The 22,952-nt window shown below is 54.0% G+C and carries 19 protein-coding genes; 14 read left to right on the top strand and 5 right to left on the bottom strand.

All coding sequences use genetic code 11. The features are described 5' to 3' along the window. The first annotated feature begins 25 nt into the window (after window positions 1-25). Genes prfA through kdsA form a run of 5 tightly spaced genes read left to right on the top strand, consistent with a single transcriptional unit; the run spans window position 26 to window position 4,055 of the window. Entirely contained in the window at window positions 26-1,108 is a 1,083-nt protein-coding gene (prfA, locus tag MNO13_RS14320) for a peptide chain release factor 1 (protein ID WP_064547400.1), read from the top strand. Next, window positions 1,108-1,938 (top strand): peptide chain release factor N(5)-glutamine methyltransferase, encoded by an 831-nt coding sequence (gene prmC / locus MNO13_RS14315; RefSeq protein WP_121815549.1) that lies wholly within the window; start codon window positions 1,108-1,110, stop codon window positions 1,936-1,938. The genes prfA and prmC overlap by 1 nt, the downstream gene beginning before the upstream one ends. Before the next feature lie 19 nt (window positions 1,939-1,957). After that, entirely contained in the window at window positions 1,958-2,347 is a 390-nt protein-coding gene (gene sirB2, locus MNO13_RS14310) for an invasion regulator SirB2 (protein ID WP_064547396.1), read from the top strand. A 3-nt stretch (window positions 2,348-2,350) separates the two neighbouring features. Next, window positions 2,351-3,160 (top strand): invasion regulator SirB1, encoded by an 810-nt coding sequence (gene sirB1, locus MNO13_RS14305; protein ID WP_064547394.1) that lies wholly within the window; start codon window positions 2,351-2,353, stop codon window positions 3,158-3,160. Window positions 3,161-3,200: 40 nt separating this feature from the next. Further along, on the top strand, window positions 3,201-4,055 hold the full coding sequence (gene kdsA, locus MNO13_RS14300) for a 3-deoxy-8-phosphooctulonate synthase (protein ID WP_064547392.1): 855 nt from the start codon (window positions 3,201-3,203) through the stop codon (window positions 4,053-4,055). Window positions 4,056-4,203: 148 nt separating this feature from the next. Here kdsA and chaA read toward each other — a convergent pair whose 3' ends face one another. Then, window positions 4,204-5,307, bottom strand: coding sequence for a sodium-potassium/proton antiporter ChaA (chaA, locus tag MNO13_RS14295; protein ID WP_241938923.1), 1,104 nt, complete (start codon window positions 5,305-5,307; stop codon window positions 4,204-4,206). A 279-nt stretch (window positions 5,308-5,586) separates the two neighbouring features. On the opposite strand from chaA, the gene chaB reads away from it, so the two are divergent. Then, complete coding sequence (gene chaB / locus MNO13_RS14290) at window positions 5,587-5,817, top strand: putative cation transport regulator ChaB (RefSeq protein ID WP_064547377.1); 231 nt, start codon at window positions 5,587-5,589, stop codon at window positions 5,815-5,817. Window positions 5,818-6,042: 225 nt separating this feature from the next. Beyond that, window positions 6,043-6,738, top strand: a complete 696-nt coding sequence (locus tag MNO13_RS14285; RefSeq protein ID WP_064547390.1) for a gamma-glutamylcyclotransferase — start codon at window positions 6,043-6,045, stop codon at window positions 6,736-6,738. A 41-nt stretch (window positions 6,739-6,779) separates the two neighbouring features. Here MNO13_RS14285 and MNO13_RS14280 read toward each other — a convergent pair whose 3' ends face one another. Then, window positions 6,780-7,025: a DUF1883 domain-containing protein gene (locus MNO13_RS14280; protein ID WP_064547375.1), complete on the bottom strand. Its 246-nt coding sequence runs from the start codon at window positions 7,023-7,025 to the stop codon at window positions 6,780-6,782. Between the two features lie 236 nt (window positions 7,026-7,261). Continuing rightward, entirely contained in the window at window positions 7,262-7,615 is a 354-nt protein-coding gene (locus MNO13_RS14275) for a DsrE/DsrF/TusD sulfur relay family protein (protein WP_064547373.1), read from the bottom strand. 83 nt (window positions 7,616-7,698) lie between these two features. On the opposite strand from MNO13_RS14275, the gene MNO13_RS14270 reads away from it, so the two are divergent. From MNO13_RS14270 to MNO13_RS14240, 7 genes are all read left to right on the top strand, one after another. Then, window positions 7,699-8,913 (top strand): nitrate- and nitrite sensing domain-containing protein, encoded by a 1,215-nt coding sequence (locus tag MNO13_RS14270; protein WP_064547371.1) that lies wholly within the window; start codon window positions 7,699-7,701, stop codon window positions 8,911-8,913. 240 nt (window positions 8,914-9,153) lie between these two features. Continuing rightward, window positions 9,154-10,407, top strand: a complete 1,254-nt coding sequence (locus tag MNO13_RS14265) for a CmpA/NrtA family ABC transporter substrate-binding protein (protein ID WP_064547369.1) — start codon at window positions 9,154-9,156, stop codon at window positions 10,405-10,407. Window positions 10,408-10,417: 10 nt separating this feature from the next. Continuing rightward, complete coding sequence (gene ntrB / locus MNO13_RS14260; RefSeq protein WP_064547367.1) at window positions 10,418-11,299, top strand: nitrate ABC transporter permease; 882 nt, start codon at window positions 10,418-10,420, stop codon at window positions 11,297-11,299. A 10-nt stretch (window positions 11,300-11,309) separates the two neighbouring features. Beyond that, window positions 11,310-12,098: an ABC transporter ATP-binding protein gene (locus MNO13_RS14255; RefSeq protein ID WP_064547365.1), complete on the top strand. Its 789-nt coding sequence runs from the start codon at window positions 11,310-11,312 to the stop codon at window positions 12,096-12,098. A 10-nt stretch (window positions 12,099-12,108) separates the two neighbouring features. Further along, entirely contained in the window at window positions 12,109-16,176 is a 4,068-nt protein-coding gene (nirB, locus tag MNO13_RS14250; RefSeq protein ID WP_074388578.1) for a nitrite reductase large subunit NirB, read from the top strand. After that, on the top strand, window positions 16,173-18,752 hold the full coding sequence (locus tag MNO13_RS14245; RefSeq protein WP_064547363.1) for a nitrate reductase: 2,580 nt from the start codon (window positions 16,173-16,175) through the stop codon (window positions 18,750-18,752). The genes nirB and MNO13_RS14245 overlap by 4 nt, the downstream gene beginning before the upstream one ends. 66 nt (window positions 18,753-18,818) lie before the next feature. Continuing rightward, window positions 18,819-20,219 carry a YchO/YchP family invasin gene (locus MNO13_RS14240; protein WP_121815552.1) on the top strand — a complete coding sequence of 467 codons (1,401 nt, stop codon included), beginning with the start codon at window positions 18,819-18,821 and terminating at the stop codon, window positions 20,217-20,219. Window positions 20,220-20,314: 95 nt separating this feature from the next. On the opposite strand, the gene narL is transcribed toward MNO13_RS14240, so the two are convergent. Together narL and narX are read right to left on the bottom strand one after the other, a co-directional pair. Beyond that, window positions 20,315-20,965, bottom strand: coding sequence for a two-component system response regulator NarL (gene narL / locus MNO13_RS14235; protein WP_064547361.1), 651 nt, complete (start codon window positions 20,963-20,965; stop codon window positions 20,315-20,317). Further along, a complete protein-coding gene (gene narX / locus MNO13_RS14230; RefSeq protein ID WP_241940069.1) occupies window positions 20,952-22,742 on the bottom strand; it encodes a nitrate/nitrite two-component system sensor histidine kinase NarX in 1,791 nt (596 codons plus the stop codon). The genes narL and narX overlap by 14 nt, the downstream gene beginning before the upstream one ends. Window positions 22,743-22,952: the final 210 nt, after the last annotated feature.

The following is a 22,952-nucleotide window of genomic DNA, read 5'->3' as shown; positions in this document are numbered from 1 at the left end:
CTTATTACAAGGTGAAACACCGCCCATGAAGTCTTCTATCGTTGCCAAACTAGAAGCTCTGCAAGAGCGCCATGAAGAAGTTCAGGCACTGCTTGGGGATGCTGCCACAATTGCCGACCAGGATCGTTTCCGTGCTTTGTCACGTGAATATGCCCAGTTAAGTGACGTTTCCAGTTGCTTCCTGAAATGGCGTCAAGTGCAGGAAGATATTGAAACCGCACAAAGCATGCTCGATGACCCGGAAATGCGCGAAATGGCGCAAGAAGAATTAAACCAGGCGAAAAGCGACAGCGAAGAATTAGAACAACAACTGCAAGTCTTGCTGCTGCCAAAAGATCCTGATGACGAACGCAACGCTTTTGTGGAAGTTCGTGCCGGGACCGGCGGTGATGAAGCGGCTATTTTTGCCGGTGACCTGTTCCGTATGTACAGCCGTTACGCAGAAGCACGTCGCTGGAAAGTTGAAATACTGAGCGCCAACGACGGTGAACATGGTGGCTTTAAAGAAGTAATCGCCAAAATCAGTGGTGAAGGTGTTTACGGCCGTTTGAAGTTTGAGTCCGGCGGTCATCGCGTGCAGCGTGTTCCGGCAACTGAATCTCAGGGGCGTATCCATACTTCCGCTTGTACCGTGGCAGTGATGCCAGAAATTCCTGAGGCAGAATTGCCAGATATCAACCCAGGTGATTTGCGTATCGACACCTTCCGGTCCTCGGGCGCGGGCGGTCAGCACGTTAACACCACCGACTCTGCAATTCGTATTACCCACTTACCGACCGGGATCGTAGTGGAATGCCAGGACGAACGTTCCCAGCATAAAAACAAAGCCAAAGCGCTTTCGGTATTGGGTTCGCGTATTCGTGCCGCTGAAATAGCAAAACGCCAACAGGAAGAAGCTTCAACGCGTCGCAATTTGCTGGGCAGTGGCGATCGTTCAGACCGCAACCGTACTTATAACTTCCCGCAAGGCCGTGTAACCGACCATCGCATCAACGTGACGTTATACCGTCTGGATGAAGTGATGGAAGGGAAACTCGACGCATTGATCGAACCTATTGTGCAGGAGTTCCAGGCAGACCAGTTAGCGGCGTTGTCTGAGCAGGATTAATGGATTTTAAACACTGGTTACAACAGGCAATTGCCCAGCTTCAGGAAAGTGAAAGTCCGCGTCGCGACGCGGAAATCCTGCTGGGTTTTGTCACCGGTAAAGCACGAACCTTCATCCTCGCTTTTGGTGAAACCGAGCTGGCAGCCGAGCAACAGCAACAACTTGCTGTTTTGCTGGCAAGACGTGTGAAGGGCGAGCCTATCGCGCATTTGGTTGGCGAGCGTGAGTTTTGGTCGCTGCCTTTGCGCGTATCGCCGGTGACGCTTATTCCGCGCCCTGATACCGAATGCCTTGTCGAACAAGCCCTCGCCAGAATGCCTGCCACCGCGTGTTCCGTGCTGGACTTAGGCACCGGTACCGGGGCGATTGCGTTGGCGATTGCCAGCGAGCGCCCGGATTGTGACGTTGTCGCACTGGACTTGATACCTGATGCGGTTGAACTTGCGCGCGATAATGCGAGTCGCCTTGGAATAACCAACGTTGAGGTCTTGCAAAGCAACTGGTTTAGTGCGCTCAATACGCAGCGTTTTGCCGTGATTGTCAGTAATCCACCCTATATTGATGAGGAAGATCCGCACCTTTTACAGGGTGATGTTCGCTTTGAACCTCGCAGTGCGCTGGTGGCTGATAACCACGGTTTGGCCGATTTACGCACGCTGGTGGAAACATCGCGCAACTTCCTTGAATCGGGCGGTTGGTTATTGCTCGAACACGGTTGGCAGCAGGCAGCACAAGTTCGTGAACTGTTTAGCGACGCCGGATATACCGAGATACAAAGCTGTCAGGATTACGGTGGCAATGACCGTCTGACAACAGGACGCTTTTTCTAAAGATAAGGAACTGAGCAAAATGGCAACTTACTTCGCGCTCAAGCATTTTCATATTCTGACGGTTATCATTTCCGTGAGTTTGTTCGTTTTACGCTACTGGTGGCAATACCGCGATTCAGCCATGTCGAACAAGCGCTGGGTGCGCATTGTGCCGCATGTGAATGATACGCTATTGCTGGTCAGCGGTGCTGCACTGGTGATGATTACGCATTTCTATCCCTTCACGCCGCAAGGTGCATGGCTGACTGAGAAGCTATTTGGCGTTATTATCTATATCGTTTTAGGGTTTATCGTGCTGGGCAAACGCCCGCGCAGTCAGCAGATCCGGCTATTTGCCTTTTTGCTGGCGCTGGTGGTGCTTTACATCATCATTAAACTCGCCACCACCAAAATACCATTACTGGGGTAAGTCATGAGGTCGTTAGCCGATTTCGAATTCAATCAGGCGCCGTTGTGCGAGGGCATGATTTTAGTCTCGCAGTTGATCCGTGATGATTTCCCGGCAGAAGAAGTGCGTGCACAACTGGAAAGCCTGGCAAGCCTGGCGCGGGAAGAGATCTGCGAAGGTCAGCACCAGGATGTGCAACTCGAAAAATTAGTCGAGCTGTTTTATGGCAGTTGGGGTTTTAAAGACTCCAGCGGCGTTTACCGTTTATCCGATGCATTGTGGCTTGATAAAGTGCTGACAAAACGCCAGGGAAGTGCGGTGTCTTTGGGGGCGATTCTGTTATGGATTGCCGAGCGCCTTGATATCCCGTTAAATCCTGTAATTTTCCCCACGCAGCTAATTTTGCGTGGCGACTGGATGGACGGCGAAATGTGGCTGATCAACCCATTTAACGGCGATACGCTCAACGAACATACGCTGGAAGTGTGGTTGAAAGGTAATGTCGGGCCAACAGCTGAACTGTTCGATGAAGATTTAGATGAAGCTGATAACGCGGAAGTGGTGCGTAAATTACTCGACACCCTTAAATCTGCGCTGATGGAAGAACGTCAAATGGAACTGGCACTGCGTACCAGTGAAACCTTGCTCCAGTTTAATCCGGAAGACCCGTATGAAATTCGCGATCGTGGCTTAATTTATGCGCAGCTTGATTGCGAACACGTGGCTCTTACCGATCTCAGCTATTTTGTCGAGCAGTGCCCGGAAGACCCGATTAGCGAGATGATCAAAGCGCAAATTAATTCGATTTCGCAAAAACAGGTCACTTTGCACTGATGCTAAATTTTTAAATGTTTCCCAACAAGGCGAGATAAAGATGGAACAAAAAGTGGTTAAGATTGGTGACATCAACGTCGCAAACGACCTGCCGTTTGTGCTGTTTGGCGGCATGAACGTACTGGAATCACGCGACCTTGCAATGCGTATTTGTGAGCATTACGTCACCGTGACCCAGAAACTGGGCATTCCATACGTGTTCAAAGCGTCCTTCGATAAAGCCAACCGTTCATCCATCAACTCTTATCGTGGCCCAGGCCTCGAAGAAGGGATGAAGATTTTCCAGGAACTGAAGCAAACCTTCGGCGTGAAAATCATCACTGACGTTCATGAAGCAAGCCAGGCACAACCTGTTGCCGATGTAGTTGATGTGATTCAGCTGCCTGCGTTCCTCGCCCGCCAGACCGATCTGGTAGAAGCGATGGCGAAAACCGGTGCGGTGATCAACGTCAAGAAGCCTCAGTTCGTCAGCCCTGGTCAAATGGGTAACATCGTTGATAAATTCCACGAAGGCGGTAACGACCAGATTATCCTGTGTGACCGTGGCGCGAACTTCGGTTACGACAACCTGGTTGTCGACATGCTCGGTTTTAGCGTAATGAAGCAGGTATCTAACGGTTCACCGGTTATTTTCGACGTGACACATGCTCTGCAATGCCGCGACCCGTTTGGTTCAGCGTCGGGCGGCCGTCGTGCGCAGGTGACTGAACTGGCTCGTGCCGGTATGGCGACTGGCCTGGCAGGTCTGTTTATCGAAGCGCACCCGGACCCAGATAACGCACGTTGTGATGGCCCATCTGCATTGCCGCTGGCGAAGCTCGAGCCATTCCTCAAGCAAATCAAAGCGATTGACGATCTGGTGAAGAATTTCGAACCACTGGATACCAGCAAGTAAGTCAGGACTAATGGCGGATGACGTTGCACTTATCCGCCCTACAAAAATCAGACTTTTTGACGTGGTAGGGTGGATAAGCGCGAGCGTCATCCACCAAAATAAAAAGCTCTTATCTCACGATAAGAGCTTTTTTTATGACGCAAATTCGTCAGGCAAAAATGGTCATCAAATAAGCGGCAAACAGCGCAAGGTGCGCGGTGCCGTTGAGCACATTGGTGCGCCCGGTTGAAAACGAAATCTGGCATAACACTAATGAAGTTAGCATCACGACTAACTCAGGCATCCCTAAACCAAAGGTCAGGTCGTTGCCCGTCAACATCGCAATCAGCGTCACCGCAGGGACTGTCAGTGAAATCGTCGCCAGTACCGAGCCAAAGAACAGATTCATGGCTCGCTGAACCTGGTTACTCAATACGGCTTTCAACGCCCCCAGGCCTTCAGGCGAGAGAATCAATAATGCCACCAGGAAGCCAGTAAATTGCGCCGGTGCATTCAGTGTCGTTAGCAGTGACTCCAGCGGGCCGGCATTCATTTTAGTGACCGCAATTACCGCTACCAGATGCACGATTAACCAAATGGAATGCCAGGTGCTGCTATGCGCAGATGGCTTACCATGATGCGGGTCGTCGTCGTCAGACTCGTCTTCATGCTCATAGACAAACAGGCTCTGGTGCGTTTTGGTCTGAATCAACAAGAACACGCCGTACATTGCCGCCGAAATAGCCGCCGCCATTAACGCCTGGCCGGTACTAAAATTACCTTCCGGAAGCGCTGTGGGTAACACCAGCACAATGACCGCAAGGGGAAACAGGGCAATCAAATACTGTTTGATGCCAAACAGGTTCATATACTGTGTGGCGAATTTATTTCCACCCAGCAGAAGAGAGAAACCAACCAGCCCCCCCGTCACAATCATGATGATGGAGTAGAGCGTATCGCGCATCAGTGTCGGCGCGGCATCACCGGTCGCCATCAATGCAGAAATTAAGCTAACTTCTAGAATAACCACCGAAAGACTAAGAATCAGGGAACCATAAGGTTCACCTAAACGGTGCGCAAGCACGTCAGCATGACGCACCACGCTAAAAGCACTACTTAAAATGCCCACCAGGGCCAGAATATTAATCCCTACAACCGCCGGTAAAGACTGGCTTCCTCCCCACACCGCCAGTACGACCAGCGCTAATACCGGGAAAATGAGGGAACTCTCCTTATGACGGGTTTTCACCGCCTCATGTTGTGTTTTGGTCAAAATACTTCTCCAGTTGCATAGGTATTAAGCAATTTAGTTATTATAGTCGGACATTAAAACCCCGTTAAAATAGCAAACTAAGGCGTTTTTATGGGGAAATTTACTCAGTTTTACCGCTTATATAGCCATAGTATTTCTGATGAATAAAAATCACAGTTTACTGATTTTAAGCAATACTAAACATAGAGATAGAATTTGTATAAAAGCAATAACCCCGATTTCTGGCAAAATCACATATGTTGTTTCACACTTTAGTTTTCCCTGACTGAGGATGGTGTGATGCCTTACAACAGCCGAAGTGACCTCCCTGAAAGTGTTCAAAACGTTCTTCCCGCCCACGCCCAGGATATTTACAAAGAGGCATTTAATAGCGCATGGGATGAATATAAAGACAAAGATGACCGTCGCGATGAGGCCAGTCGCGAAGAAACAGCCCACAAAGTTGCCTGGGCGGCGGTGAAACACGGTTATCAAAAAGGGGACGATGACAAATGGCACAAGAAAAAGTAAACCTTACATAATGTATTGATATCCATATTCAAACGCCGCAACACACATCAGTATGGCAAGTTAATATGACATTTTTGTTGTTTTGTGATCGTCATCAAACTTGCCAGCGTCCCGCTAATTGCTTATGTTCTCAGATATGTTGCTCTATATATGAGCAGTAACTAAAAAGCCCGGAAGGCACATCTGACGTAGTCACACGGAAGTATGCAGTGGCGGAGGTGTATGGTGTTAACGCGTGATTTCTTAATGAAAGCGGATTGTAAGACAGCTTTTGGTTCCATTGAGGAATCGTTGTTGTGGAGTCCTGAGCAGCGCTCGGCATCACTTGCCGCGACGATGGCTTGCCGTCCCGATAACAGCCCCGTATGGATTTTCGGCTATGGCTCCCTGATGTGGAACCCGGCATTTGAATATGAAGAGTCGGCCGCAGGAACGCTTGTTGGCTGGCACCGTGCTTTTTGCCTGCGTTTGACGGCAGGGCGCGGAACCGCTTGTCAGCCTGGGCGCATGCTGGCGCTCAAAGAAGGCGGGCGCACCACGGGTCTGGCCTACCGCCTACCCGATGCGATGCTTGAGGATGAGCTGACGCTGGTGTGGAAGCGGGAGATGATAACAGGCTGCTATTTGCCGACGTGGTGCAAACTCGGACTCGATGATGGCCGTGTCGTCAACGCGCTGGTCTTTATCATGGATCCGCGCCATCCGCTGTACGAAGCCGATACGCGAGCTGAAATTATCGCGCCGTTAATTGCCGCCGCCAGCGGCCCGTTGGGCACCAATGCGCAGTATCTCTTCTCGCTGGAACAAGAGTTAATCAAGCGGGGGATGCATGATGATTGCCTGGATGAGCTGGTGAATAAAGTCAGAGACTGGCTACAGCCGAAGGGCGATGACGGGGATTTACAAACTCACTTCGCATAAATTCATTCCGGCTCTTATTAATCAGAGCCGGAATGCTGCTTTTAAGCAGGAACATAACTAATTGAATGCTCAAGCGATTTGCTGTGGCTATCAATCAGCACTTTCCACTTCCCGCTGTACGGCACCGTCAAATAAGCAGACTGCCTGTCTTCCACGCTCAAAATATCCGCCTGCGGTTTGCCCGCAGAACTGTTGTCGCTCATCAAATGAATATGGCTTTTATTTGAACAGTGAACCACCACGGTATCACCGCCGAAAAGATGCAGACTGGCTTTCACTACAGGCATTTTTATACTCCGCTATCACAACAAAGTTAGACATCCGCGCCGCTGGTTTTGCTGGTGATTAGTGATGTTGTTCACAAATCACACTTTATGCATAACACCAGACCCCGACGTCAGAAATGCTGACTTCGATCAAAAAATGCTGTAACGAATCAACTTTAGTGTACATATTCCTGAGACCATTCAGCTGATGAATTTTTATGCGGGAAATTCGCCTCTGGTCATCATTAAATCTGGTGTCAGAAGGTTAAGACTTTATCGGCGGCCAGCGTCCACTCAGCCAGTTCAACTAACGTGCCAATTTCAACGCCATCAACCAAAGGTAAAGCCGTGATGCCGCGCCCGTCGGTGCAGGTCTTGCACAGTTTTACCGGTACGTTCTGCGCAGTCAAAATCTCCAGCATTTGCTGAATGTTATAGCCTTCAGAAGGTTTCTGGCCGCGTAAACCCGCGGTCACTGCATCAGACATCAAAAACAGTTTCACTTCCGGCTGCGGCTGTTGATCGCACAACGCGATGGCCAGGCGCAGACTGTTAAACAGAGATTCACTGCCGTAAGCAGCCCCGTTGGCAATAATCACAACTTTTTGCATTTGTTCTCCTTTGCGCCCGACGGCACGACTTTTGCTTAATTCTTTGCATCATTAGAGCAACACTTGCCGCTCAGGAGCGTTATATGAAGGCTACCGTCGCCGCGAATCCTACTGCTCGCGACTTTTTAATCGCGGCCCGAACCCGTGGGCGTGAGCAATTGCAGGACATTTTGCAAATCGGTGAGTTGACTGGCTGCATAGCCAGGCTCGCGCACATGCTACAACGCGAACGCGGGGCTTCCAACATCTGGCTGTGCTCCTCCGGTCAATTATTTGGCGATCAACATCAGCGCTGTATCGCAGAAGTTGATCGTGAGCTGGCGCATTTTCGCCTGGCTATCGCTGAACCCGATTATCTGCCGGGGAGTGCTCTGTTTGTCAGTCTCGCGTGTGCGCTGCATTACCTTGAACGGTTACCCGAGTTGCGAGTGCAAATTACCGCTCAGCAGATTCAGCCCTTGCATGCGATGGAGCAGTTCAATCTCACCTTGCGCCATCTCCTCAGTATTGTGCCTGAAACCAGCAACGTGATAGATGAAGCCGGTGTGGCTCGGGCTCTGGCGGCGTTGTTTAGTTTTATGCAAGGCAAAGAGCTCGCCGGACAAGAGCGGGCGATTGGTGCGCTGGGTTTCACGCAAGGGGAATTTAGCGACACCTTGCGCCAGCAACTGGTGGATCGCATCGATAGCCAGCAACGCTGTTTTGACGCATTTTGCAGCATGGCGGAGTTGCCTCTACGCCAGCAATTCCTCGACTGTGGGGAACCGTGCCGCGAAACGGAACAACTCCGGCGCATGGCTTGCACCCGACTCCTGCACGATGGGGATGAACCGCAGCGAGCATTGCGCTGGTTTGCGCTGCTAACGACGCGAATTGACGCCCTGAAAGAGGTGGAAGACGCGCTTATCGATGCCGTGATGGCGCAAGCGCAGCAGGCACTTGGTCAGGTGTTGCAAGAAAGGGAACCCGGCGAGAGCGACATCGCCAGTTGGGTCGCCGGACATGGCGGTCAGGAGGGCGAGCGTTATTTCGATCGCCATCTTTTACCGCTGGTGCGCCAGCAGGCCCAGCAACTCGAAACCATGGCTCAACAGTTAGCCTCGCTCAAGGCCACGCTTGAAGAGCGCAAAGTTATCGACCAGGCCAAAGCCATGCTGATTCATCACCAGGGTTACAGCGAAGAACAGGCGTGGCAAACGCTGCGCAAAATGGCGATGAACCAGAACAAACGCATGGTGGATGTTGCAAGCGCGATGGTGTCCGTGGCGGATATCTGGCGGCTACCCACTAAGGAGTAGCTGCACGAAGTGTGGGCATTTAATGCGTTTTTCCGGTGCATGACTTAGCTGATTTACCCTAAAACCCGTGTTTCATCGGCTTTCTAACCTGGCACGAGAGTTGCAGTAATAACGTGAAGATTATTTTTGACCTGGATTGTGCCAATGGCGGTGCGGTTCGGGTTGGACAAAGGCGTCCTTCAATGTGCTGACCCACATTGTTGGGCGCTTTTTTTTTACCCTTTTATCAGGATGAAACCGATGAGCAACAAAACCATAACCCTCTCACGCCGTCGATTTCTACAGGCGGGTGCGGCATTAGGCGGTGCATATTTGCTGCCTGGCATGATGAATTCCGTGTGGGCGGCGGGGAGCGACAAACCCGAACAGAACACGGTGAAAGTCGGGTTTATCCCGCTGACCGATTGTGCCTCGGTCGTCATGGCTGCGGTCAAAGGCTTTGATAAAAAGTACGGTATTTCAATTGTACCGAGCAAAGAAGCAAGCTGGGCGGCGGTGCGCGACAAAATGGTTTCCGGTGAACTCGATGCTGCTCACGTGTTGTACGGCCTGGTTTATGGCCTGGAAATGGGCATTGCGGGTAAACAGCAATCGATGGCGAACCTGATGACGCTTAACAACAACGGCCAGGCCATCTCCCTTTCGATGGATCTCGCAAAGCAGGGCGTGACGGATGCGCAAAGCCTGAAAAAACTCGTGGCCAGCAAAGAGCCGGGAAGTTTCACCTTCGCGCATACCTTCCCCACGGGTACCCACGCGATGTGGCTCTATTACTGGCTGGCGCAGGCGGGCATTAACCCGTTTACCGACGTGCGCACCGTGGTCGTTCCGCCGCCACAAATGGTGATGAATATGCGCATTGGCAATATGCAGGGATTTTGCGTCGGTGAACCCTGGAACCAACGGGCAATCAGCGACGGTATCGGCTTCACCGCTGCAACCTCGCAATCAATCTGGCCGGATCACCCGGAAAAAATCCTCGGTACCCGCAGTGCTTGGGTGGAACAAAATCCCAACACCGCACGAGCCTTAGTCGCCGCCATTCTTGAGGCATCGCGCTGGATTGATGCCAGCGACGACAACCGCCGCGAAACCGCTAATGTGCTCGCCGGGCGGGCGTACCTCAACACCAAAGCCGATTTCCTGACCGGGCGCATGCTCGGGCAATACGACAATGGCATCGGCAAGAAATGGCAGGACGACCACGCCATGCATTTTTTCCGTGATGGCGAAGTGACCTTCCCGTGGCTTTCCGACGGCATGTGGTTCCTGACCCAGCACCGCCGCTGGGGCTTGCTGGATAGCGACCCGGACTACCTTGCTATCGCCAAACGCATCAATCGTATCGACATCTATCAGCAGGCCGCAACCGCCGTGGGCAATATTTCCGTCTCCACAAGTCCGATGCGCAGCAGCACTTTGATGGATGGCAGCACCTGGAACGGCAATGACCCTGCCGCCTACGCCGCAAGTTTCGCCATTAATAAACGCTAAGGGGAATGACATGAATCAGCCTGCACAGAAACCGCCCGCCACGGCACTTAGCACCACCGTTGGGGAAGTGATTGTTCTGCCGCCCGTCACCGTTCGCCGCCGTACACCGCAGTGGCGTAAATATTGCGTGAGCTTTTTCCAGCGCCTGGTGCCCGCCGTTCTGGGACTGGGATTGTTAGTGGTGGCCTGGCAGATTGCCGCGCTGAACAGTAAAGGTTTCCCGACGCCGCTTAGCACGCTGGAATCGGCCATCACGCTGTTTTCCGACCCGTTCTATAACGCCGGGCCAAACGACCAGGGGATTGGCTGGAATATTCTTGCCTCGCTCGCGCGCGTCGCCGTTGGCTTCGGCCTCGCCGCCATTGTCGGTATACCGGCAGGCTTCCTGATTGGTCGCTTTACCTTCTTAGCCCGCATGTTTAACCCGGTTATCTCGCTCTTGCGCCCGGTCAGCCCGCTGGCCTGGCTGCCGATTGGTCTGCTGCTGTTTCAAAAAGCGGAGCCTGCGTCGAGCTGGACCATTTTCATCTGTTCCATCTGGCCGATGGTGATTAACACCGCCGAGGGGGTGAAGCGCATCCCGGACGATTACCTCAACGTGGCGCGTGTGCTGCAGCTCTCCGAATGGACGGTGATGCGGAAAATTTTGTTCCCGGCGGTTTTGCCCGCGGTATTAACCGGTGTGCGGTTATCTATCGGCATTGCGTGGCTGGTGATTGTCGCCGCCGAAATGCTGACCGGCGGCCTGGGCATTGGCTTTTGGATCTGGAACGAGTGGAACAACCTCAACGTCGAAAACATCCTGATCGCAATTGTGATTATCGGTGTCGTCGGGCTGCTGCTCGAACAGGGTTTGATGTTATTGGCACGTCATTTTAGCTGGGAAAAATAAGGGGAAACCAATGAAGAAGATCATCCAGGTTCAGAATGTCAGCCAACGTTTTTCCACCGCAAGTGGCGAATTTTTAGCCCTGAGCAACGTCAGTTTTGATATCGCCGAAGGGGAAACCATCAGCCTGATAGGGCACTCGGGTTGCGGCAAATCCACGCTGCTAAATCTGATTGCCGGGATCACCTTACCCTCTGACGGCGGCCTGCTTTGCGACAACCGCGAAATCGCCGGGCCGGGGCCGGAGCGCGCCGTAGTGTTCCAGAACCATTCCCTGCTGCCGTGGATGACCTGCTTTGAAAACGTGGCGCTGGCGGTGGATCAAGTGTTTCGTCACACCATGAGCCGCGCCGAGCGTCGCGAATGGATAGTTCACAACCTCGAACGCGTGCAAATGGGCCACGCGATAAACAAACGACCCGGTGAAATATCCGGCGGCATGAAACAGCGTGTCGGCATTGCCCGTGCGTTGGCGATGAAACCGAAAGTGCTGCTGATGGACGAGCCGTTCGGGGCGCTCGATGCTTTGACGCGCGCCCATTTGCAGGATGCGGTAATGCACATACAACAAGAGTTGCATACCACCATCGTGCTGATCACTCATGACGTTGATGAAGCCGTTTTGCTCTCAGATCGCGTGCTGATGATGACCAACGGCCCGGCGGCTACGGTAGGTGAAACATTACAGGTTGATTTACCGCGCCCGCGTAATCGTGTGGAACTGGCGGAGGACAGCCGCTATCACCATCTGCGCCAGCAAGTGCTGCGCTTCCTCTACGAAAAGCAGCCAAAGGCTGCCTGAGGGAACGCTCATGATGCGACGTCTGATTGTTATCGGCAACGGCATGGCGGCCATCCGCCTGGTCGAACAAATTGTCGCGCAAGCGGCGGGGCAGTTTGCCATCACTGTTTTTGGTGAGGAGCCCGCTCTGAGCTACAACCGCATTTTGCTCTCGCCGGTGCTGGCGGGGGAGAAAACCGCCGGCACGACACAATTGCACGATGCCGCCTGGTATGTCTCCCACGGTATTGAGCTTTTAACCGGCGAAGCGGTATTAGAAGTGAATACTCAGCGCCGTACCGTGCATTCGGACAAACGCATGCTCGAATATGACGAACTGGTTTTTGCCACCGGTTCACGCCCGTTTATCCCGCCGATTGACGGGCATCAGTTGCCGCATGTACACGGTTTTCGCAACCTGGCGGATGTCGACGCGATCCTGGGCGGCGAGGGAAATGCCGTGGTACTTGGCGGCGGTTTACTGGGCGTGGAAGCGGCGGCGGCACTTTGCGCGCGCGGTATTCCCGTCACTTTAATTCACCGCCAGCCGTGGCTAATGGACATTCAACTTAACCCGCAGGCGGGTTTGCTGCTTGAGGAACATCTCGCGCAAAGGGGGATTTCATGCCAGTTAAATTGCGGCATTGAACGCATTTCTGATGCCAGTGTGACGTTAAGCAACGGCGAGGTATTACCTGCCGGGCGGGTGATTATCGCCACCGGTGTGAAGCCGAATATTACGTTGGCACAAGAGTCCGGAATTGCCTGCCAGCGTGGCATCACCGTCGATGCGCAACTGCGAAGCTCGATGCCCCATATCAGCGCGCTGGGCGAATGCTGCGAAATTGACGGGCAAACCTGGGGGCTGGTGGCGCCTTGCTTGCAACAGGCCGATGTTTTAGCCGCCCGTTTATGCGGCAACACAGCGCACGACTTTTGCTATCAGGACTGCGGCACGCGCCTGAAAGTCAGCGGTATTCCGCTGTTTTCCGCAGGTGAAATCCGCAGGCAGCCAGACACGCGTGTGCTCACCGCTTTTGATCCCCTGACAAAACACTATCGCTGCCTGCATTTGCGCGGCGGCAAGCTGGTGGGCGCATTGCTGATGGGGGATATCACGCCCGCCAGTGCGCTCACCGACATTTTACTCAGCGCGACCCCCGTTACACCTGGCGTGCTGTTTGATGAATATCACTCTGATGAGCAGCAACTGGCTGCTGGAAATGACGACATGACAAAAGCAACCCTGGTAGTCATTGGGCACGGTATGGTCGGGCACCACTTTCTGGAACAGTGTGTGGCACAGCAACTGCATCACAGTTATCACATCGTGGTGTTCGGCGAGGAGCGCCACCCAGCGTATGACCGCGTGCATCTCTCGGAATATTTTGCGGGCCGTAGCGCCGAATCGCTCTCGATGGTGCAGGGCGATTTCTTTAACCAACACGGGATTGAGCTGCGTTGTCAGAGCAAAATCGTTGCGATTGACCGCCAACAGCGCGTTGTGCGCGACAGCGAAGGGCGTGAAACCTACTTCGATAAACTGGTGCTGGCGACAGGATCTTATCCGTTTGTCCCGCCGGTTCCCGGCAACGATTTGCCCGGGTGCTTTGTCTATCGCACGCTCGACGATCTGGATGCTATCGCGCAACGTGCGCGTCACGCCAGACGTGGTGTTGTGATTGGCGGAGGTTTGCTCGGGCTGGAAGCGGCGAATGCTCTCAAACAGCTTGGACTGGAAACGCATGTGGTGGAGTTCGCCCCAAATCTGATGGCGGTACAACTCGATAACGCGGGGGCGACGATGCTGCGTGAGAAAATCAGCGATATCGGCGTGCAGGTGCATACCAGCAAATCGACGACGGCCATTACAGATACCGATGGTTTGCAGCTTAATTTCGCTGACGGCGAAACGCTGAGTACCGACCTCATTGTCTTTTCCGCCGGGATCCGCCCGCAGGATGCACTGGCTCGCAGCAGCGAACTCGCCCTTGGCGAACGTGGCGGCATTGTGATCAACGACAGCTGCCAGACCAGCGATAACGCGATTTACGCTATCGGTGAATGTGCGCTGTGGGAAGGGAAAATCTATGGCCTGGTGGCGCCGGGTTATCAAATGGCGCGCGTCGCGGCGGCAGCGCTTGCCGGGCAAGAGTCCGTATTCCGGGGGGCGGATATGAGCACCAAACTCAAATTGCTCGGCATTGAAGTGGCATCGTTTGGCGATGCACTCGGGCGCACACCCGGCAGCCAAAGCTACCAGTGGACTAACGGCCCGCAGCAGATCTACAAAAAGATTGTGGTGTCTGCCGACAACAAAACCCTGCTCGGCGGCGTGCTGGTGGGTGACAGCCAGGAATACGCTACGTTGCTGCAAATGATGCTCAACGGCATGGCGCTCCCCGCACAGCCCGAAAGCCTGATTCTGCCTGTATCCGCAGGTGGCGTGCCAAAAGGTCTGGGGGTTGCGGCATTACCGGAAACCGCACAGATTTGCTCCTGCCATAACGTCAGCAAAGCCGATATTTGTGCCGCGGTGAGCAACGGAGCGGGCGACATGGGGGCCATTAAAACCTGCACCAAAGCAGCAACGGGCTGCGGCGGTTGTTCAGCCCTGGTGAAACAGGTGATGGAATACCAGTTGCAAGAGCAGGGTGTTGAAGTGAAAAAGGATATTTGCGAACACTTCCGGTACTCACGCCAGGAAATCTACCATCTGGTGCGCGTTAACCATATCCACAGTTTTGAACAGCTGATTAGCCGCTACGGTCATGGGCACGGTTGCGAAATTTGCAAACCGCTTGCTGCGTCGGTGCTGGCATCGTGCTGGAATGAGTACTTATTAAAACCAGCGCATCTTCCGCTCCAGGACACCAACGACCGCTATTTCGCTAACATCCAGAAAGACGGTACTTACTCCATTGTACCGCGTGTGCCTGCCGGGGAAATCACGCCGGATGGGCTTATTGCCATAGGCCAGGTGGCAAAACGCTATCAGCTGTACAGCAAAATTACCGGCGGTCAGCGTATCGATTTGTTTGGTGCACGCCTCGAAGAACTGCCCGCCATCTGGGAAGAGCTGGTGGCGGCTGGGTTTGAAACCGGGCACGCCTACGGTAAATCATTGCGCACGGTGAAATCTTGCGTTGGTTCAACCTGGTGCCGCTACGGCGTGCAGGATTCTACCGGCCTGGCGATTGAGCTTGAGAACCGCTACAAAGGTTTGCGCTCTCCGCACAAAATCAAAATGGCTGTTTCGGGCTGCACCAGAGAATGTGCCGAAGCGCAAAGCAAAGACATCGGCGTGATTGCCACCGACAAAGGCTGGAACCTCTACGTGTGCGGCAACGGCGGCATGAAGCCGCGGCACGCCGATCTGTTCGCCAGCGATCTTGACCGTGAAACACTGATCCGCACCATCGACTGTTTGCTGATGTTTTACATCCGCACCGCAGACCGTTTGCAGCGCACCAGTACCTGGATGGATAACCTTGAAGGCGGCATTGAATATCTGCGCGACGTCATACTCAACGACAGTCTTGGCCTTGCCGATGAGCTGGAAAAAGAGATGGCGGGCGTGGTGGAGACTTACCAGTGCGAATGGCAGACCACGCTTAACAGCCCGGACCACCTGGCGTTGTTCCGCTCTTATGTCAACAGCGAACAACCCGACGAAGCGGTGCAACGCCAGACTCTGCGCGGGCAGCTACAGCCGGTCAGCGAAGTTGTCCATCTGCCCGCCACGACGCCAGCCAAACCATGGCAGGCGGTGTGCGATATCAGTGCAATCCCGGCGCAGGCAGGTATTGGCGCACGTTTGGGCGAGTTGCAAATCGCGCTGTTCCGTATTGGTGATGCCATTTACGCGCTGGATAACCTGGAGCCTGGCAGCGATGCGAACGTGCTTTCTCGCGGGATTGTTGGTGACGCTTCCGGCGAGCCGATTGTGATTTCGCCGCTCTACAAACATCGTATTCGCCTGCGCGATGGGCGTATGCAGGACGGTGAGCAGGCGGTTCGTGCCTGGCCGGTCAAAGTAGAACATGGCACCGTGTGGGTCGGGAGTCAGGCGCTAATTTTGCGTGCGGAGGCATCATGAATAGCGTGGTGCGCACCACTTGCCCTTATTGCGGAGTCGGGTGTGGCGTTGAAGCCCGGCCAGCAGAAAATGGCGGCTACGAGATAACCGGTGATAAACATCACCCGGCAAATTTTGGGCGGCTGTGCGTTAAAGGCGCCGCGCTCGGAGAAACGCTTGGCCTTGACGGGCGTTTGCTTTACCCGGAAGTCGGCGGCGAACGCGTGAGCTGGGACGCGGCGCTGGATGAAACCGCCAACCGATTGCAGGCCATTATTAATGAGTTTGGCCCAAAAGCGGTCGCGTTCTACGCTTCCGGCCAGTTGCTGACCGAAGATTATTACGCCGCCAATAAACTGATGAAGGGGTTTATCGGTGCGGGCAATATCGACACCAATTCACGGCTGTGCATGTCGTCAGCGGTGGTGGGGTATAAACGCGCCTTTGGCGCAGATTTTGTGCCGTGTAGCTATGAGGATCTTGAGCAAACCGATTTGGTTATTCTGGTCGGATCCAATGCGGCCTGGGCGCATCCGGTGCTGTATCAACGCCTGGCTCAGGTTAAAAAACTGCGTCCGCAGATGAAAGTGGTGGTTATCGACCCACGCCGTACCGCCACCTGCGACATTGCCGATTTACACCTGGCGCTGCGCCCCGGAAGTGATGCCGCCTTGTTTGTCGGGCTGCTGAATATTTTGCAGCCGTCTTTGGCTATTAATTCTTTTGATGGCCAAAACGCAGCGCTTGAAATCGCTGCCGAGTGGAGCCTGGAGAAATGTGCCGATTTTTGTCAGCTCGAAAGCGCTGCGGTGCAGACATTCTGGCAATGGTTTACGCAGGCCAATCGGGCGATGACGCTTTACACCATGGGCATCAATCAATCGTCGAGCGGCAGTGACAAATGCAACGCTATCATTAACGTTCACCTTGCGAGCGGAAAAATTGGGCGCGGAGGTTGCGGTCCGTTTTCGCTGACCGGGCAGCCAAATGCGATGGGCGGGCGAGAAGTGGGCGGTCTGGCGAATCAGCTGGCCTGCCATATGAATTTCGAGCCTGCGGATATTGCCCGTCTGGGGCGCTTTTGGGGCAGCGAACGCATTGCCGAAACGCCAGGATTGATGGCGGTTGAACTGTTCGAGGCGATAGGGCGCGGTGAAGTGAAGGCCGTGTGGATTATGGGGACCAACCCGGTGGTATCGCTGCCGGATAACTCCCGTGTGGCGCAGGCGCTGGCGCGGTGCCCGTTGGTGATTGTCTCAGATGTGGTGTGCGAAACAGATACTTCGCGCTTCGCCAGCGTTAAATTTCCGGCTCTGGCGTGGGGGGAGAAAAACGGCACCGTCACTAACTCTGAACGGCGAATTTCGCGCCAGCGCGCGTTTCTACCGGCGCCGGGTGAGGCTCGCGCCGACTGGTGGATGGTGGCGCAAATAGCCCGGCGCCTGGGTTATCGCGAGGCCTTTGACTGGCAGCATCCGCAGCAAATTTTCAGCGAACACGCAGCGCTTTCAGGTTATGAAAATAATGGCACTCGTGCATTTGATATCAGCAACCTGGCGTACATGACGAGTGAACAATACGACGCGCTGGAACCTGTGCGCTGGCCGGTTTCAGGAGATGCACATTCATCATTTAAAAGCTGGCGCGAGAATGGAAAGTTTCAACTGCTGCCGGTGGAACCGGTTTTACCGCAGGCAAAAGTCGACCATTATTATCCGTTGATTCTGAACAGCGGACGCATTCGCGATCAATGGCATACCATGACGCGTACCGGGAGCGTGCCGCGCCTGATGCAGCACATCACTATGCCGATTATGGAAATTCACCCGAGGGATGCGAAACGTTACGGTGTCACCCATGAAGGGTTGGTCAGAGTGGCCTCGCGTTCCGGTGGCATGGTGGCGAAGGTGCGGGTGAGCGAAAGCCAGTTACCGGGGAACGTCTTTGTGCCGATGCACTGGAATCAGCAATTTGCGCGAAAAGGGCAGATTAACAGCCTGGTGGCAAGCGTATGTGACCCGCATTCCGGGCAGCCTGAAAGTAAGCAAACCGCAGTACGTATTCAGCGCTGGCAGCCCGCATGGTGCGGAGAGATTTTTGCCAGGGTCGCTATCGCCTTCGGCGAGGAGTTTCACTGGTGGAAGCAAGCAACACCCGGTGTTCACCATTTCCTGTGTGCGGCAGACAGCGACGCTAAAGCGTGGATTGAAACGCTTGCCGCAGGGCGTGGCTGGCAGTTGCAAACCGCCTGCGGAGACGGTCAGTTTCACCATGTGCTCGCCTGGTATCACGGGGAGTTACAGCTGGCTTTTTATAGCGCAAATGGCTGGCAAGACATCAGTGCGGCAGCGGTGCTCAGCGCTTTTGAACAGGCCCCGACAACGGCATCGGAACGCCATCGCCTGCTGGCCGGAAAGGCACCCGACACACAACCTGATACGGGGGCCACGGTGTGTAGCTGCTTTGGCGTGGGAGAGAAAACGATCCTTGCTGCCATCGCCGGGGGATGCCGGTCGGTCGCCCAGTTGGGTGAAAAACTGCGCTGCGGCACAAACTGCGGATCCTGTATTCCTGAACTCAAAGCGTTGTTGAAGTAAAACCAGAGTAATCTGTGTTTACCAGTTTGGGCGTGAATTGCAGGGTTGAGATGTTATAATTTCCAGATGTTTAGAAAAGCCGTTCCATTTTTTACCCTGTCTTATGCACTCCTCAGCGCTGGAGGGGCTGCCAGTACCCGGCAGACCTTTATCGAACAAGCCGAAAATCCTTTTGACCAAACCACCGAACAATTACCGGACTTAGGCATGGCGCCGGAAAGCGATGCCACGGCGCGGGAAATCGCCGCCATGGCGAAGAAATTCGGTGAAGCGAGCATGGTGGATGATGGGCTGGATGCGGGCGATCAGGCGCGGATGTTCGCTTTTGCCCGGTTGCGCGATGTGTTAACCAGCAAAGTGACCAACGAAGCGGAATCGCTGTTATCGCCGTGGGGTAAAGCCAGTATCAATTTGCGGGTGGATGAACACGGTAACTGGAATGGCAGCAACGCCTCGCTGTTTAGCCCGTGGGAAGATAACAGCCGTTATTTGACCTGGAGCCAGGTGGGGTTTACCCAGCGCGATGATGGCACCATCGGCAACCTTGGGGCCGGGCAACGTTGGGTTGCCGGTGACTGGTTGCTGGGCTACAACGCGTTTTACGACAATCAGCTTTCCACCCATTCGCAGCGCGCAGGGTTTGGTGCCGAAGCGTGGGGCGAATATCTACGTCTTTCGACAAATTTCTATCAACCGCTAAAAAACTGGCAAGAAGGCGAAAGTGAAACGATGGAGCAGCGCCTGGCACGGGGTTACGACGTGACCGCACAGGCCTGGTTACCGTTTTACCGGCACATCAATACTAGCCTGAGCTTTGAGAAGTATTTTGGTAACAGCGTTGACCTGTTTGATAGCGGCACCGGTTATCGCAACCCGGTGGCGGTGACGATGGGGCTGAATTATACCCCCATCCCGTTATTGACGCTGACCGCCCAGCATAAGCAGGGGGAAAGTGGTGTCTCGCAGGATAACCTTGGCCTGAAAGTGAATTATCGTTTTGGTGTGCCGGTGAGTAAGCAGATTTCTGCGGCTGAGGTCGCCACCACCAGTTCGCTGCGCGGTAGCCGCTACGACAACGTGGAACGTAATTCGCTGCCGGTGATGGAATATCGTCAACGTAAAACGCTGGCGGTCTTTTTGGCGACACCACCCTGGGAATTACAGCCTGGTGAGACTGTGGCACTGAAGCTGCAAATCCGCGCCAGCCATGGTATCCGCAGCGTAATCTGGCAGGGTGACACCCAGGCGCTGAGTTTGACGCCACCTGCAGATAATCGTGACACCAGCGGCTGGAGCATGATTATGCCAGCATGGAGCGAGCAAGGGCCCAATGAGTTCCGTCTTTCGGTAGTTATCGAGGATGATAAAGGCCAGAAAGTGACCTCTAACTGGATTACGCTGCAGCTGGCGGAGCCGTTGATTGTCAACCCGGTTGGTGACCCCAGATATGAGTTGTTGCCCGAATAGTAGGTTATGTCGGATGGCGGTCATGTCGGATGACGGGATTTTGTAGGGTGGATAAGCGCAGCGTCATCCACCATTCTTTTCCATCATTCAAACCATCAGAAAATACGATCCTGATGCACCCACACCGCCGCTTCAACGCGGGATTTAAGCTTCATCTTCTTCAACAAATGCTTAACGTGAACCTTCACCGTACTTTCGGTAATGTCCAGACGGCGTGCGATCATCTTGTTCGGCAAGCCCTGGGCGATAAGTTTGAGAATGTCGCGCTCGCGCGGCGTAAGCAGATTCACATCACGGTCAGAGGTGGCGCGGTTGGCGCGCAAACTGGCAGCCAGCACTGGCGTTAACGCTTCACTCAGTACCATTTCCCCGGCGGCGGCTTGTTGCAAGGCTTTCAGCAAATCTTCCGGTTCCATGTCCTTCAACAAATAACCATCTGCGCCTCTTTTCAGCGCCGTCACCACATCTTCTTCATGGTTCGACACGCTAAACACCACGATGCGGCCAGAAAGCGGTTTTTCACGCAGGCAATCCAGCGTTTCCAGACCGTTCATACCCGGCATATTCAAATCCAGCAGAATCAGATCCGGGTCGAGTTCCTCCGCCAGTAGCACGCCTTGCGCACCATTGCCCGCTTCACCCACGACGGCTAACTCCGGCGCCATACTGATCAATTGTTTAACACCAGTGCGCAGCATCGGATGATCGTCGATGAGCAAAATGGTTGAGGCTTCAGGGTGACTCATGATTGGCTCCTGTGGCTATTTCGGGGATAAAACTGACGACGATCTGGGTACCGCCATTTGGGCGCGCCAGTACCTGGCAGTCACCTTTCAGACTCTGCGCGCGGTCACGCATAATGATCAGTCCGTAATGATTGCGCCGCTCGCCGTTGTCGGGGATACCACGACCGTTATCCCATATGGTTAAGGTCATTTGATTCTCGCGATGTATCACGCTTACCCCACACGCGGTGGCGCGGGCGTGTTTGAGGCAGTTATTCAACGCTTCACGGGTGATTTGCACCAGATGAATCGCCTGATGTGAGGGCACCAGACGCGGCGGTACTTGATAATCAAGAACCACCGGGAAACCCAGTTTTTCACTAAACTCGCGGCAACTCTCTTCAAGTGCCGGACGCAACCCAGGCTCGATTAACTGCAGGCGGAAAGTGGTCAGCAGTTCGCGCAACTGTCGCCATGAAGTATTCAGTTCGCTGCGCATCTGGCTGAGTAAGGTCTGCATCTCAGGCGGCAGCGTGGCCCCCTGCATTTGCAAACAGCTGACCTGCATCTTCAGGCAGGATAGCGATTGGGCGATGGAGTCGTGCAGTTCACGGGCAATGGCGGAACGCTCTTCCATCACCACCAGTTGCTGTTGGCGTTCATATTGCCTTTCCAGCGCGAGAGTGGCCGTCAGTTGTTCCATCAGGGTCAGCACTAATTGCTGCTGGTCGTGCGTCAGACTGCAGCCGATCGGTAATTGCGCCAGCACCAGGCCATATTGAATGTGGTTGTCGGTTAATCGCCACTTTTGCGGCGTGGATTCGCAAGGCTGCGGTGCCGGTTCGCGTGGGCAAAGATTGCAGCCGCTGGCTTCGCAACTGCTGTCTGGCTGGTAGGTGTATTCTTCGTAATTCTCTTCATCTTCATACTCATACACCCGCAATTCGAGATTCCGCAGCGGCGTCAAATGCTGTAGTTCGCTGAGTACCGGAGACAGGCGCTGGCACAGCGGAGCCTGCGAGTGCAGGCGGCGATTAGCCTGATAGAGAAACGATAACATCTGATTCTTTTGCTCAAGCCCGGCGGTTTTCTCGCGCACGCGCTGCTCAAGGCTGGCGTAACTTTCTGCCAGTTCCGCCGACATACTGTTTAAGGCGATGCCCAGCGTTGCCATCTCATTTCGCCCGCGCACCTGCACGCGATGGGTGAAGTCACGCTGGCCAATCGCCTGAGCCATAGTCAATAATTTTTGCCACGGGCGTAGCAGGCGTTTGCGTAACCAGATGACGGTGAAAATGATCAGCAAACCCATTAATGCGGCCATGCCCATTTGTAGCTGAATAATTCGCTGCAGGCGCAGTTCGGTGGTGTGATCAAAGGTGGTGACCAGTTGGTCTATGCGCCCGACGAAACCCGCGACATGCGGTTTGACCTGGTCGGCATTCTGGGCACGATGCAGTGCGGGTTCTAGCACCTCGCGCCAATAATGTTGCAGTGCAGCTAATTTGTCTTGTTGCCCATCCTGCTGTGCGGCTTGTGCTAAATCGTTGCTCCAGGTGGTTTTTTCCATCTCGTCGAGCAGGGCGCTGTCCTGTTCGGTGAGCGGAATGGCGGCTAGCAGACGATAGCTCTGCATGCGCATCGACCCGGCTTTGTTGATAGCGTGCGCGTTGCCCTGAATACCTTGTGCCAGCCAACTCGCCAGGCTCATTCCCGCAACACCGAGCAACGCCAACAACAGCACTATCAATGCCAGTTGGTTAAACAAGGTGAGAGGGGACAACAGGCGTTTTAGCATCGAAAGGTGAACTCCGGAGTCAGGATAGAGAGTGCGGGTATTCTCAGACATCCCCTGGAGTATACCCATACCCCTTAAGGATTACCCACTAATTGCCAGGGGTGGCATAGCGAGATAGCGGGTGACTAACACCTGCTTTCAGCCATGTGAAAAACCACACTATTTTCATTTTCAGTGCTTACCCATAAAGAATGACGGTGAGTTTTTGAA

It is taken from the genome of Buttiauxella ferragutiae, assembly GCF_022637515.1.
GTDB lineage: Bacteria > Pseudomonadota > Gammaproteobacteria > Enterobacterales > Enterobacteriaceae > Buttiauxella > Buttiauxella ferragutiae.
Note: the sequence above shows the minus strand (reverse complement) of the source record. Positions and strands in the feature narration are given on the sequence as shown.

What these genes read in the sequence shown, in the direction of transcription:
- MNO13_RS14240 (WP_121815552.1), top strand. Translation starts at nt 18,819, where the DNA reads ATGTTTAGAAAAGCCGTTCCATTTTTTACCCTGTCTTATGCACTCCTC.
- prmC (WP_121815549.1), top strand. Translation starts at nt 1,108, where the DNA reads ATGGATTTTAAACACTGGTTACAACAGGCAATTGCCCAGCTTCAGGAA.
- chaB (WP_064547377.1), top strand. Translation starts at nt 5,587, where the DNA reads ATGCCTTACAACAGCCGAAGTGACCTCCCTGAAAGTGTTCAAAACGTT.
- nirB (WP_074388578.1), top strand. Translation starts at nt 12,109, where the DNA reads ATGATGCGACGTCTGATTGTTATCGGCAACGGCATGGCGGCCATCCGC.
- MNO13_RS14265 (WP_064547369.1), top strand. Translation starts at nt 9,154, where the DNA reads ATGAGCAACAAAACCATAACCCTCTCACGCCGTCGATTTCTACAGGCG.
- sirB2 (WP_064547396.1), top strand. Translation starts at nt 1,958, where the DNA reads ATGGCAACTTACTTCGCGCTCAAGCATTTTCATATTCTGACGGTTATC.
- sirB1 (WP_064547394.1), top strand. Translation starts at nt 2,351, where the DNA reads ATGAGGTCGTTAGCCGATTTCGAATTCAATCAGGCGCCGTTGTGCGAG.
- MNO13_RS14280 (WP_064547375.1), bottom strand. Translation starts at nt 7,025, where the DNA reads ATGCCTGTAGTGAAAGCCAGTCTGCATCTTTTCGGCGGTGATACCGTG.
- prfA (WP_064547400.1), top strand. Translation starts at nt 26, where the DNA reads ATGAAGTCTTCTATCGTTGCCAAACTAGAAGCTCTGCAAGAGCGCCAT.
- narX (WP_241940069.1), bottom strand. Translation starts at nt 22,742, where the DNA reads ATGCTAAAACGCCTGTTGTCCCCTCTCACCTTGTTTAACCAACTGGCA.
- ntrB (WP_064547367.1), top strand. Translation starts at nt 10,418, where the DNA reads ATGAATCAGCCTGCACAGAAACCGCCCGCCACGGCACTTAGCACCACC.
- narL (WP_064547361.1), bottom strand. Translation starts at nt 20,965, where the DNA reads ATGAGTCACCCTGAAGCCTCAACCATTTTGCTCATCGACGATCATCCG.
- kdsA (WP_064547392.1), top strand. Translation starts at nt 3,201, where the DNA reads ATGGAACAAAAAGTGGTTAAGATTGGTGACATCAACGTCGCAAACGAC.
- MNO13_RS14275 (WP_064547373.1), bottom strand. Translation starts at nt 7,615, where the DNA reads ATGCAAAAAGTTGTGATTATTGCCAACGGGGCTGCTTACGGCAGTGAA.
- MNO13_RS14255 (WP_064547365.1), top strand. Translation starts at nt 11,310, where the DNA reads ATGAAGAAGATCATCCAGGTTCAGAATGTCAGCCAACGTTTTTCCACC.
- MNO13_RS14270 (WP_064547371.1), top strand. Translation starts at nt 7,699, where the DNA reads ATGAAGGCTACCGTCGCCGCGAATCCTACTGCTCGCGACTTTTTAATC.
- MNO13_RS14245 (WP_064547363.1), top strand. Translation starts at nt 16,173, where the DNA reads ATGAATAGCGTGGTGCGCACCACTTGCCCTTATTGCGGAGTCGGGTGT.